The sequence below is a fragment of the Prevotella histicola genome, assembly GCF_055385135.1.
In genome coordinates this window covers 1345720-1359193 of the sequence record NZ_AP043793.1, presented here as the reverse complement: position 1 = coordinate 1359193, position 13474 = coordinate 1345720, and the positions used below count along the sequence as shown (strand labels likewise).

The 13474-nt window shown below is 42.5% G+C and carries 10 protein-coding genes; 9 read left to right on the top strand and 1 reads right to left on the bottom strand.

Features of this window, described 5'->3' with window-relative positions:
* Nucleotides 1–37 precede the first annotated feature (37 nt).
* From xerD to tyrS, 9 genes are all read left to right on the top strand, one after another.
* Nucleotides 38–976 (top strand): site-specific tyrosine recombinase XerD, encoded by a 939-nt coding sequence (gene xerD, locus ACZ48L_RS05615; protein WP_025792859.1) that lies wholly within the window; start codon nucleotides 38–40, stop codon nucleotides 974–976.
* 487 nt (nucleotides 977–1463) lie between these two features.
* Nucleotides 1464–4280, top strand: coding sequence for a M16 family metallopeptidase (locus ACZ48L_RS05610; RefSeq protein ID WP_025792857.1), 2817 nt, complete (start codon nucleotides 1464–1466; stop codon nucleotides 4278–4280).
* A 574-nt stretch (nucleotides 4281–4854) separates the two neighbouring features.
* The gene (locus ACZ48L_RS05605; protein ID WP_025792856.1) at nucleotides 4855–6945 is read left to right on the top strand and encodes a GDSL-type esterase/lipase family protein; all 2091 of its coding nucleotides are present in this window, start codon (nucleotides 4855–4857) and stop codon (nucleotides 6943–6945) included.
* Between the two features lie 227 nt (nucleotides 6946–7172).
* Nucleotides 7173–8465, top strand: a complete 1293-nt coding sequence (gene metK, locus ACZ48L_RS05600; RefSeq protein ID WP_025792854.1) for a methionine adenosyltransferase — start codon at nucleotides 7173–7175, stop codon at nucleotides 8463–8465.
* An 8-nt stretch (nucleotides 8466–8473) separates the two neighbouring features.
* Nucleotides 8474–9406 carry a DUF4271 domain-containing protein gene (locus ACZ48L_RS05595; RefSeq protein ID WP_025792853.1) on the top strand — a complete coding sequence of 311 codons (933 nt, stop codon included), beginning with the start codon at nucleotides 8474–8476 and terminating at the stop codon, nucleotides 9404–9406.
* 7 nt (nucleotides 9407–9413) lie between these two features.
* Nucleotides 9414–10154, top strand: coding sequence for a uroporphyrinogen-III synthase (locus ACZ48L_RS05590; protein ID WP_025792852.1), 741 nt, complete (start codon nucleotides 9414–9416; stop codon nucleotides 10152–10154).
* Between the two features lie 77 nt (nucleotides 10155–10231).
* On the top strand, nucleotides 10232–10663 hold the full coding sequence (gene rnpA / locus ACZ48L_RS05585; protein WP_008824155.1) for a ribonuclease P protein component: 432 nt from the start codon (nucleotides 10232–10234) through the stop codon (nucleotides 10661–10663).
* Nucleotides 10664–10668: 5 nt separating this feature from the next.
* Nucleotides 10669–10947 (top strand): membrane protein insertion efficiency factor YidD, encoded by a 279-nt coding sequence (yidD, locus tag ACZ48L_RS05580; RefSeq protein WP_242401760.1) that lies wholly within the window; start codon nucleotides 10669–10671, stop codon nucleotides 10945–10947.
* A gap of 96 nt (nucleotides 10948–11043) precedes the next feature.
* Nucleotides 11044–12342, top strand: a complete 1299-nt coding sequence (gene tyrS, locus ACZ48L_RS05575; RefSeq protein ID WP_008824157.1) for a tyrosine--tRNA ligase — start codon at nucleotides 11044–11046, stop codon at nucleotides 12340–12342.
* Between the two features lie 155 nt (nucleotides 12343–12497).
* On the opposite strand, the gene ACZ48L_RS05570 is transcribed toward tyrS, so the two are convergent.
* Nucleotides 12498–13424 (bottom strand): IS982 family transposase, encoded by a 927-nt coding sequence (locus tag ACZ48L_RS05570; protein WP_006045714.1) that lies wholly within the window; start codon nucleotides 13422–13424, stop codon nucleotides 12498–12500.
* Nucleotides 13425–13474 lie beyond the last annotated feature (50 nt).

Genomic DNA, 13474 nt, shown 5'->3' with positions numbered 1-13474 from the left:
TTGTGTTATACAACAGTATGCAAAAATAAGAAATTAAATGGAAACAGGCAAGGATTCGAAGGATATTGTCAGTCGTTACAGGCGCTATCTCAAGTTGGAAAAAGGTTATTCCGTCAACACTTTAGATGCCTATATGCGTGATCTGGATAAGCTCGTACGCTATCTTGCTGCAGAACAGGTTCATGTAACAGAAGTGAAGTTGGAACAGTTGGAGCATTTTGCAGCTTCCATCTCCGATCTTGGTATTGGACCTCGTTCGTTAGCACGCATACTGAGTGGGGTGCGACAGTTCTATCGTTTCTTAGTTCTTGATGGTTATATGGAAGACGATCCCACCGAACTCTTGGAGTCACCTAAGCAACCCAACCATCTACCAGAGGTGTTGTCGACAGCAGAAGTTGACCTTTTAGAACAGGCCATTGACCTTTCTAAATGGGAAGGGCACCGCAATCGTGCTATTATCGAGGTTCTTTTCTCATGTGGACTGCGTGTTTCTGAGCTCATAAACCTAAAGCTTTCCAATCTTTATGTTGATGAACAGTTCATTCGTGTCATGGGAAAAGGGTCTAAAGAACGCCTTGTTCCGATATCTCCACGTGCTTTGGAAGAATTAAATTATTGGTTTTCCATGCGCAATGAGATGTCTATAAAACCTGGGGAAGAGGATTATGTCTTCCTTAATCGGCGTGGTCATCACCTCACACGTACGATGATTCTCATCATGATCAAGCGTTATGCAGCTGAAGCAGGTATTAAAAAGACCATCTCTCCACACACTCTTCGACACTCCTTTGCCACTTCTTTGCTTGAGGGAGGTGCTGATTTACGTGCTATACAGGCTATGTTAGGTCATGAAAGCATTGGTACTACAGAGATTTATACCCATATAGACACCTCTACTCTTCGTCAGGAGATACTGGAACATCATCCTCGCAACATCCAATACAAGCTTGAACATGAAGAAGAGTCAGAATAAACCTATTCCTAAAGGGTGTTCCGTTACTTTAAGCATAGGGTCATTACGGGGCAGACAGGCTATATTCTCTCCCTTTGTTCTTGCCAAATTGTTTAGAATAAATAATCTATTTTCAAATAATATTGTGCTTCATTTATTGTAAAATAGCTATCCTAAGTAAGTGTTTATGGAACTTTTTCGTTGGAGTTAGACTGGTCTTAGGATAGCATTTCTCATTCTGTATTCCGTCTTTTTTAGTTATCCATGTGTGTCATCTAATCCTTGTTCTACGATCTTAGAGTTTATATCCGAGATATTCATACCTGTACTATTGGTGTCCTTATCACGCTAAAGTTACGTTGTGGACAGCCTATGTTGGTGCTATTAAAAAACCATTTCAATTAGGAAAAGCAATACATAAAAACCATGAAAAACGAATGAGCGTAATATTTTTTTATGTATCTTTGCGCCACAATAATTAATATTCAATATCAAATTAAGAATTAAAATGAAACTGAGAAAGTTACTTTTTATCGTCTTACTATTTGTTGTTGGTATGGCATATGCCCAGCAGATGGGGCCAATACCAGTCAACAAGAACGTAAGACAGGGTAAGCTTAGCAACGGCTTGACTTACTACATCCTCCACAATGACTGGCCTGAACACGTAGCAAACTTCTATATAGCTCAGCGTGTGGGTTCTATTCAAGAGAATGACAGGCAACGTGGCTTGGCTCATTTCCTAGAACACATGGCATTTAATGGTTCTGAGCATTTCCCAGACTCTACTATTTTGGAGTATACACGCTCCTTAGGCGTTGGGTTTGGTAATAACTTGAATGCTTATACCAGCATTGATCAGACCGTTTATCGCATCTGTGACGTGCCAACAAAGCGTCAGACAGCTCTTGATTCATGCTTGTTGATTTTGAAAGACTGGTCAAACGGCCTTACACTTGCCGACAAGGAGATTGACAAGGAACGTGGTGTGATTCACCAAGAGTGGCAGTTGAGCCGTTCACCTATCATGCGTATCTACGAAGAAGTTCTCCCAAAGCTCTATCCAGGCTCTAAGTATGGTTACCGAATGCCTATCGGTTTGATGAGTATTGTGGACCATTTCCCTTATCAAGACCTACGTGACTACTACAAGAAGTGGTATCGTCCAGACAATCAGTGTATCATTGTTGTAGGTGACGTGGATGTTGACCATGTTGAAAAGGAGATAAAGAAGCTTTGGAATGGTGTTGTCGTACCAGCCAATGCAGCACAGGTAGTTGATGAAAAGGTGCCAGACACCAAGGATGCTATCTACGTTTTCGGAAAAGACAAGGAGATGCCATATAGCTATGTAGGCTTCGCTATGAAGCATGACGTCTTCCCTGACGAGATGAAGAACGATCAAAGTTACTTCATTGACTCGTATGCGAAGAACATTATAGCCATGATGCTGAATCAGCGATTGAAGGAATTGTCACAGAAAGCAGACTGTCCTTTCGTCAATGCATCAGCTGATGACGGTACATACCTACTCTCTAAGACAAAAGATGCCTTCTCTATGGATGCAACAGCTAAGGAAGGTAAGGACATAGAAGCACTGGCTGCCATCTATCGTGAGGCTCAGCGCGTACGTCAATACGGCTTTACTGCTGGTGAGTTTGCTCGTATGAAGGCTGAATACTTGTCTCAATTGGAAGCTAATTACGTCAATCGTAACAAGATAAAGAACAGTCAGTATGGTGATGAACTGCGTGATCACTATCTCTCCAATGAGCCTATTCCAAGCAAGGAGGATGAGTATCAGATCATGAAACAGCTCGTTGAGATGCCTGCACTGAATGTGAACGTCATCAATAACTATGCAAAGGAGCTGATAACAGACCATGACAGCAACTTTGTTGCATTTATCTTTGAGCAGGAGAAAGCAGGAAAGACTTATCCTACAGAGGCTCAGATGGCGCAAGCTATCAAGGCTGTTCGTGCAGAGAAGCTAACACCTTACGTTGACAACGTGAAGCAAGAGCCACTGTTGGATGAGAAGAAACTCCCTAAAGCAGGTAAGATTGTTGGCGTAAAAGAGAACAATACACTCGGTTATAAGGAACTGACATTAAGCAATGGTGCACGTGTTATCCTGAAAAAGACTAACTTCAAGGACAATGAAGTGCTGTTCCAAGCTATATCAAAGGGCGGTAAGAGTCTTTACGGAAAGGCTGATTATGATAATCTACAGTTGTTTGATGGTGTCTTGGGATATAGCGGATTGGGTGACTTCTCACACCAAGACCTTCAGAAAGCACTGTCAGGAAAGCAGGCTTCTGTCAACTGTGCTATGTCGAACTTCTATCAGATGCTGTCAGGTTCATGTGTTCCAAAGGATATAGAGACGATGATGCAGCTTCTCTATCTTAACTTTACAGCTATCTCAAAGGATGAAGATTCTTATAAAGCAATGATGTCTCAGTTGGAATTAGCACTGAAGAATAAGGATCTTTCACCAGAGAGTGTCTTCTCAGACTCACTTACCAACACCATCTATGGGCATGAAGCACGTTACGCACCGATGTCTTTGAATACGTTGAAAGGCGTGAATTATGACCGTATCCTGCAGATATGGAAAGAGAGATATGCAAGTCCTGGTCAGTTTGTTTATTACTTTATTGGTAACTTTGATGAGGCTACACTTCGTCCTTTGATTGAGAAATACATTGGATGTCTGCCTAAGGGAAAGGCTGAGGACTGGAAAGAGACGCCTGCTTATGCAACAGGTAAACTCGAAAACAAGTTCACTCGTAAGTCAGAAACACCAAAGGCAATAGCTTTCGAACAGTGGTTTGCACCAATGCCTTACACTGTTGAGAATGATGTTCTCACTGATGCAGCTGGTCAAGTGCTCTCAATGGTTTACTTAAAGAACATTCGTGAGGATGCAAGTGCTGCTTATTCTGTGAGTGCAGGTGGTCTTTTGCAGCGTCGTGGAGACAAGGCTTATGCTTTGATTCAGACTTTCTGCCCGATGGATCCTAATAAATCAGACTTAGCTTTGAAGCTTCTTGCTGAAGGAATGAAGGAGAACTGTGAGAAGATGGATGCTGATAAGGTTCAGAAAGTGAAGGACTTCATGTTGAAACAGGCTGAGCTTTCCGCAAAGAGCAACAGCCATTGGATGGATGTTATTGACGAGTATGTGTGGACAGGTATCGACTTCCAGAGTGGTTATAAGGCTGCTGTTGAGGCGCTGACGCCAGCAAAGATCGCTGCTTATCTTAAGCAACTCGTTAGTGCAGGCAACCATGCTGAGGTTGTTATGACTCCAGCGAAGTAAGCAATATCACATGGAATGATTGCTCATAGCAACGATATTCTTTGATAAAACGTAGGTTAAGGCTGAATTCCTTATAGGGAATTCAGCCTTAATTCGTATCATTCAGAACAGCTTTAAGTAACTCTTAATGTCAAATAAAATCACAAGTGGTTTTTAATCTATGCTCTTTTGCATTGTAAAAGGGCATATATTGCATTGCAAAAGGGCATCTTTTACACATCAAAAGGGCGTCTTTTGCAACGTAAAAGGGCGTCTTTTACAAGCCTCTTTGTAACTGTTTGATAATCTATGTGTTACGAAATGCATTTTTAATAATTATTGTTCGTTTTAGAGGTAATAGACTCTTTTGTTTTGTAATACTATTTCGTAATGCCTCAATGATGGGAAAGTTTTTGTTCAGGCTGGGACTTTACTTTGCATCATTGATGCTGAATGCGTCAAAAAAAGTATAGATACAGTTTGTAGACAGTTCCTAATGACTTTTATTCTATACTTGTTTTTGCTGACAAATTAAGTAATTCTTGCAAATAAACTGTATTACTAATTGAGGTGGGATGACCTTATTGATGAAAAAATGCTTATGAAGAAGAATTTATTTTTCGTGTTTTGGCTCTTCATGATGACGTTGACGGCTCTGGCAGGGAGCAAGGTCAAGGTGGCATGTGTGGGCAATAGTGTGACGTGGGGACTGACAATCGAAAACCGAGAGACGGCTTGTTACCCTGCTCAGTTGCAACGTTTGTTGGGGAAAGGATATGAGGTGCGCAACTTTGGACACTCTGGAGCAACACTGCTAAGGCACGGGCATCGTCCTTATGTGGAACAGAAAGAATATAAGGAAGCGTTGGATTTCAAGGCTGATGTCGTTGTTATACACCTCGGACTGAATGATACTGACCCTCGTAACTGGCCTGAATACGCAGAAGAGTTCAATCAAGATTATATCAATCTTATCCATTCTTTCCGAAAAGCAAACCCCAAAGCAAAGATTTACGTGTGCCTATTGACACCAATCTTCGACCGACATGCTCGTTTTGAGAGTGGTACGCGTGATTGGCAGGAGCTGATTCAGGAGCATGTCAAGCAGATAGCGAAGGCTGAGAGCGTAGGATTGATAGATCTTCATACACCCCTTTACAGTCGTCCCGACCTCTTTGCAGATGCTATTCATCCCAATGCAGAAGGTGCAGGGATAATAGCCCAGACCGTGTTTAAGGCTATTACGGGAGACTATGGTGGGCTGAGTCTGATGCCATTGTATACTGACGGAATGGTCCTTCAGCGTGGTGAGCCCATCCTTTTTCATGGGAAAGTCAACGGAAAGGAGCAGGTGAAGGTGATGTTTGCGGGCAAGACAGCTACTGTGGAGTATTCTGGTATGGGGCGTTGGACTGCCACTTTGCCGAAGATGGAGGCAGGAGGACCGTATGAAGCAGTGATAACAGCTGGGGGAAAGACCATTAAACTGAAGGGTATCTATGTGGGGGAGGTGTGGCTTTGCTCAGGACAATCGAACATGGAGATGCCTGTTTCTGCAACACAAAACGCTAAAGAAGATTTGGCAGAGGCGGATAATCAGCCGTTGTTACATCTCTTTCAGATGTCAGCTCTCTATCCAACAAATGGCGTACAGTGGTCGGCTGCGGTCTGTGACTCGATGAATCGTCATCAATCCATGCGCATTGGTCCATGGGAACGCTGCTCTCGTGAGTCTTTATCAGGCTTTTCTGCAGTGGCTTATCACTTTGGAAAGATGCTGGCAGATAGTCTAAAAGTACCAATAGGAGTCATCTGTAATGCCGTAGGAGGAACGACTACAGAGTCATGGATAGACCGTCATACACTTGAATGGGACTTTCCTGCCGTCCTACGTGATTGGTATCATGGTGATTTTGGGATGAAATGGGCACGTGAAAGGGCATTGCGGAATATTAGTGCAAGTACCAATCCGTTGCAACGTCACCCTTATGTACCAGCCTATATGTTTGAAACGGCAATGCTACCATTGGCAGGTTACACCGTTAAGGGTGTTGTCTGGTATCAAGGAGAGTCGAATGCACATAACGTGGAGCTACATAAACGACTCTTCTCATTGCTTGAAAAGAGTTGGAGACGGTTCCTTTCTGCAGATGTTCCCTTCTATTTTGCACAGCTGTCAAGTCTGAATCGTAGGTCATGGCCGCGTTTCCGACAGTCACAAATGGTTTTATCTCAGACGCAACCACGAACGTGGATGGCTGTAACGAGTGACTTAGGAGACTCACTGGATGTCCATTACATCAATAAAGCACCTGTGGGAGAACGTCTTGCGCTGCAGGCTTTGAATCATACTTATGGTCATTCTGTAGAGTCGGAAGGTCCATTTTTAGTTCAGATGTCGAAGATTCCCGGTGGTCTTAGACTCCAATTCTCGCATGCGAAAGCCCTTTCTGTACGGAAAGGAGCGTTGTGTGGGTTTGAAATAGCAGGCGCAGACGGTATCTTCTATCCTGCACAAGCTGTGATAAGTGGACCTGATACGGTGGATGTTAGCAGTATAGACAAGGTGAAAGAGCCTATAAATGTCCGTTATGGTTGGCAACCTTTCACACGGGCTAACCTTATTAACGAGCAAGGTCTTCCTTGTGGCACATTCACAACAGAAGGATTCATGCTTGTAAAATAGGCTTGGGAACGTTAGATATCTGCTGTTATAGGAGAAAAAGGAGTGTTTGTCGGGTAACAAATCACTCCTTTTTCTCTTTTGATAAAGCCCTTATGTGCCCTTGATAGTGGCTTATAATCCTCTTTATAATAATGTATAAATCTTAAGTTCTTATTTTGTTATCCCGTTAATTTGCAGTAACTTTGCACCCTTAAACTAAATGTGGATAATTAAATAAGGAATAAAATATGGCATATTTGTTTTCATCGGAATCTGTATCAGAGGGACATCCTGATAAGGTTGCCGACCAGATAAGTGATGCTTTGCTCGACCAATTCTTGGCTTATGACGAGCATGCGCATTGCGCTATAGAGACTTTTAATACGACAGGGCAGGTTATCATCATGGGCGAAGTACGCTCTGAAGAGTATGTTGATTTGCAAACCATAGCACGTAAGACCATCAATAACATCGGTTATACCAAGGCTGAATATCAGTTTGATGGTAATAGCTGTGGTGTTCTTTCGGCTATTCATGAGCAAAGTGATGATATAAACCGTGGCGTTGACAATGGTGATGATGAGAACCAGGGGGCTGGTGACCAGGGTATGATGTTCGGTTATGCTTGTAATGAGACGGACAATTACATGCCAGTTACGCTCGATTTGGCACATCTGATTATGCGAACGTTGGCTGATATACGTAAGGAAGGGAAGCAAATGACTTACCTTCGTCCTGATTCAAAGAGTCAGGTGACAGTGGAATACAGTGATGATAATATCCCACAGCGCATAGATACGATAGTTGTTTCTACCCAACATGATGACTTTATACAGCCAAAAGATGACTCACGTGAGGCACAATTGAAGGCAGATGCTGAGATGTTGGAGCAGATTCGTAAGGATGTGATAGAGATTCTCATGCCAAGAGTGAAGGCACAGATTGCTTCTGAGAAGGTATTGGCACTGTTTAAGGATGGTATTAAGTATCTTGTTAACCCTACAGGTAAGTTCGTTATTGGCGGACCACATGGTGATACTGGTCTGACAGGACGTAAGATCATCGTGGATACCTACGGAGGTAAAGGTGGACATGGTGGTGGTGCTTTCTCTGGAAAGGACTCTAGTAAGGTTGACCGTTCGGCTGCTTACGCCACACGTTACATAGCAAAGAACATGGTTGCAGCTGGTGTGAGTGACGAAATCCTCGTACAGTTGGCTTATGCCATTGGTGTTGCGGAGCCAGTTAGCGTCTATGTAAACACTTATGGACGTTCAAAGGTGAACTTATCTGATGGAGAAATAGCAGAGAAAATAAAGCAACTCTTTGATCTTCGACCAAAGGCTATTGAACGAACCCTCAAACTTCGTCAGCCAATGTACCTTGAGACGGCAGCTTATGGACACATGGGGCGTGCGAATGAAGTGGTGAAGAAGACCTTTACAAGCCGTTATCATACGACAAAAACGGTTGATGTTGAACTCTTTACTTGGGAGAAACTCGACCGAGTTGGGGACATAAAGAAGGCTTTCGGGCTCTGATTTAACGCATGCCAGCAACCGATACCATAGTTCGTCCTTCTCTTTTGTTGAGGTCAACACTCACGAAAGGGCAGAAGACGACAGTTGATTCTGTGGCGAAAACAAGTCAGAAACCTGACTCGTTAGGGTTGCTGCGTCCGAAAAAGCAGAAGACTTTTCGGCTTACAGATGTTCATTTTGAAGAAGAAGGATACTTTAAAGGGAGTAAATACTTCAAGATGAGTCCTGGAAATAGGCATACTGATGGAGTCTTAGGGACTCCATCTCCTTATGCCGTGAGTAATGATAACACCGTGACAGCTTTGCTTCTGGGGTGCTTTGTGATGGCAATGATAGCGTTTTCGGTATCGAGAAACTTCATCCTTAAGCAGATAAAGAGCTTCTTCCATGTATCACGAAGCAATGCAAATGTCACAGAAACAACGTATGAAGTGCGTTTTCATCTGTTCCTGGTCATGCAGACTTCATTGCTGTTGAGTATTATTTATTACTTCTTTACACGTGGAGGAGAACGCGGAAGATTAGATTCTGATTCCCAGTTACTGACGATTGGAGTATTTTTTACAGCTTTTATAGCTTACTTCATACTGAAAAATATCATCTATGGTATTGTTAATTGGGTGTTCTTTAGTCGGAAAGATAGGGGGAAATGGTCGAAGACATGGCTTTTCCTAACCTCTCTGGAAGGTGTTCTACTATTCCCTTTGGTACTGTTGCAGGTTTACTTTTCCCTTTCACTACAGGCTGCATTGATTTATACATTATTTGTAATAATCTTTATTAAAATGCTTTCCTTTTATAAGTGTTACGCCATCTTTTTCAAGAGATCAGGGGCAAGTCTGCAAATATTTTTGTACTTTTGTGCGCTCGAAGTGATGCCGGCGTTGGCATTATGGGGTGTTTTGATGATTACAGATAACTATTTGATAAAAAACTTTTAGGACAACGATGATAAAAAAGATATTGGTTTCACAGCCAAAACCATCAAGTGATAAGTCGCCCTATTACGATATCGAGAAGGATTTAGGGGTAAAAATGGTGTTCAGACCATTCTTTAAGGTAGAAGGACTATCTGCAAAAGAGTTCCGTCAGCAGAAGATTAACCTGTTAGACTATACTGCAGTGGTATTCACTTCACGTCATGCTGTTGACAATTACTTTAACCTTGCCAAGGAAATGCGTATCACTATTCCTGAAGATATGAAGTATTTCTGTGTCATTGAAACGATAGCACTGTATATTCAGAAGTATGTTCAGTATCGTAAACGCAAAGTGTTTTTCGGTACAACGGGCAAGATTGACAGTTTGATACCAACCATGTTGAAGCATAAAGGAGAGAAGTTCCTCGTCCCTCAAAGCTCTGTTCATACTGATGCAGTATCCTCTTTGTTGGATGCAAACAAGCTAAAGCACAGAGAATGTGTGATGTATCGTACGGTAAGCAATGACCTTACAGAGGAGGAAGTAAAGGAATTTGATTATGATATGCTTGTTTTCTTTAGCCCAACAGGCGTTAAAGCGCTGAAAGAGAACATCCCTGACTTCACTCAAGGGGACGTAAAGATAGCTGCTTTTGGCCCAGCTACAGCCAAAGAGGTTGAGGCTCAGGGGTTGAAACTCGACTTACAGGCACCTTCAAAGGAGTATCCTTCGATGACAGGTGCGCTTCGTGCTTATTTAGAAAAGTAAGGTTTAACCATCATAATGGTAACTCTACCTTCGTAATAGAGGGATGAGTAATAGTCTGACGTTGGTAACATAACAGTATGGAGGCACAGGATCAAGGACTGAAAAAGGAAGAACGGTTGTGTAGCAAGAAGCTAATCGACACGCTCTTCAGTACTGGTGGAAGTCGTGCTGTCACTGTTTTCCCACTTAAAGTGGTCTATCGTTTGGTCGATGTCGTCGCTACAGAGGGTGAGAAAGGATCACTTGAACAATCCGTTCCTTTAGATAGTCAGATGTTAATCAGTGTTCCTAAGAAATGTTTCAAGCGTGCTGTAAAGCGCAATAGGGTGAAACGTCAGGTGCGTGAAGCCTACAGGAAACATAAAAACATCCTGACAAAGAAGGCTGAAAGACTATCTGGTAAGCAACTCCTGATGGCATTCATATGGCTTTCTGATGAACTATCAGATTCCATAATCGTAGAACAAAGGGTCTCAAACTTGCTTCATCGCATAGAAGAACGTATATGAGTAAGATGCAAAAGGAGAAGAACAGAGGCATTAAGGATGTGCTTTTAACTGTTATACATGGTATATCACGTGGGTTATCATGGTTGTTGATACTTCCAATATTGTTCTATCGCCAGTTCATCTCACCTTTCACCCCACCTTCATGCCGCTTTACTCCAACTTGTTCGGAGTATGCGCGACAGGCAATTCTTAAACATGGACCTATTAAAGGGTTAGCTCTTGCCATCTGGCGTATACTTAGATGCAATCCATGGGGTGGTAGTGGATATGATCCAGTGCCATAATAATATTGAATATAAATATTGAGTTCAGGGTTTAAAGATGATGGTGTACGAACCAATCTCTTGCAAATCCTTTAACTTTCAAATATAAAGACATAAATGAAGAACTTTGTAGAAGAACTCCGTTGGCGTGGTATGCTGGCACAGATAATGCCAGGTACAGAAGAATTACTTCAAAAAGAGATGGTCTCAGCATACCTGGGAACAGACCCAACGGCTGACTCTTTGCACATCGGACACCTCTGTGGTATCATGATGTTGCGCCATTTACAACGTTGTGGGCACAAGCCTTACCTCCTTGTTGGTGGTGCTACAGGTATGATTGGAGACCCTTCTGGCAAGAGTCAGGAGCGTAATTTGCTGGATGCAGAGACGCTTTATCATAACCAGGAAGCTATCAAGAAGCAGGTAAGTAAGTTCCTTGACTTTGATGGGAATGAGCCTAATAAGGCGGAGATGGTCAATAACTATGACTGGATGAAGGACTTTACCTTCCTCGACTTCGCCCGTGTGGTTGGTAAACACATCACTGTCAACTATATGATGGCTAAGGATAGCGTACAGAAACGCCTGAATGGTGAGGCTCGTGATGGGCTTAGCTTTACGGAGTTTACCTACCAGTTGCTACAAGGTTACGACTTCTTGTATCAGTATCAGAAGTATGGTGTCAAGTTACAGTTGGGTGGTAACGATCAATGGGGTAACATGACGACAGGTACAGAGCTTATTCGTCGTACCTTAGGAAGCGAAGCTGAGGCTTATTGTCTTACTTGTCCACTCATTACAAAGGCTGATGGTAAGAAGTTTGGAAAGACAGAAAGTGGCAATATATGGCTTGATCGGAACCGTACAACACCATATGCTTTCTATCAGTTCTGGCTGAATGTCAGTGATGATGATGCTGAAAAGTATATCAAGATCTTCACTTCTTTGGAGAAGGACGTCATTGATGGTCTCATTGAAGAACATCGTCAGGACCCAGGACGACGCACTTTACAGCGCCGATTGGCAGAGGAAGTGACACGAATGGTACACTCTCAAGAAGATCTTGACATGGCTATTGCTGCTTCAAATATCCTCTTTGGCAAGAGTACAAAGGATGATTTACTTCAGTTAGATGAGCAAACTTTTGCTGATGTGTTCAAGGATGTACCACATTATGAGGTATCAAAAGACGTGTTAGGTCAGCCTGCTGTGGATGTCTTTAACCAAGAAGGAATGCAGATTTTCCCAAGTAAGAGCGAGATGCGAAAGCTCGTTAAGGGTGGAGGAGTCTCTCTTAATAAAGAAAAACTTGCTGCTTTCGACCAGCCGGTTACTGCTGATGACCTTATAGATGGCAAGTATCTGCTTGTTCAGAAGGGCAAAAAGAACTATTCATTGATTATTGTGAAGTAGGCAACAGCCTATCTCTCATAACCATAAAAAGCCTTACTGTGCTGTTGTGGTGCGGTAAGGCTTTTTCTCTTTAATAATCTTTTGGATAGAAATCGGTTTATTTTTAGAATTCATTCCGTTTGATATTACAGTATATACTTGAGTTCGGGATAAGTTTAGTATGAAAAAAGTTCCAACTGCCTTGATTTTTCCACATACACTGGCAGTGCCTCTGGCTTGTTCTCAAAGAAGCAGTATGCTGTAAGGGCAGAACACAAGTTCATGATAAAGTTGTGTATCGAGCGGTGTCTTGAGTGAACAAGGTTGGCTTTGTTCTTGAGTAGTTCGTTAATGCACTCGATAATGTATCTTTTCCTCAGCATAATCTTGTCCCACATAGGCATCAGTTTGTTCTTCATCTTAGCCTTGAGCCCATGAACGAGTTGGATACCTTGACTGAACAGACTATCAAAGAGTTCCTGCTTGATGTACCCTCTATCAGCAAAGATCTTCCCAAATAAGACCTTTGCAAATACCGTCCATACCCTGCTATCTCTGTCATCCACATTTGCTCCTGTAAGACAGAACGTTATCACTTCACCAGAATCATTGCATAGCAGGTGCAGCTTGAATCCATGACACCAGCCCATGGTACCCTTTCCGTCCTTGGCGAGGCCGGCAAAGACTTTGTTGTAATATCGTCGTACATTGTGACATACGGGTATCATTGTGCTGTCAACGAATGTTATACCCGTACACTTGCCGAAGGCATAGAGCTTCATGAACAGCATCATCTTAAAGAACACTCTTGGCATGAGTTCAACGAAGCGGTTATAGGAAACCGCGTCGGGAAAATCCTGACGCATCACCCCTTTGACCCAATTCAAATAATACTCCTTGAAATTGCGATATGCGCCGAAATGATAGCATACCAAAATGGTCATAATCTCACTTTCCGAGAGTCTGCCCTTGCGGTTTCGGTAGCGTTTGCCGTCACTGTTATGGGACGGTAGACGCAGGTTTTTCGCTAATTCGGCACTCAAATTCTTATCAAACTCGTCGATTATACAGAAAATTTCAGTAACTTTGTCCTTGGTAATCATCGTTCAAAAATCTTGTAATCTATTGATTTTCACCTATAAAGATACGAATT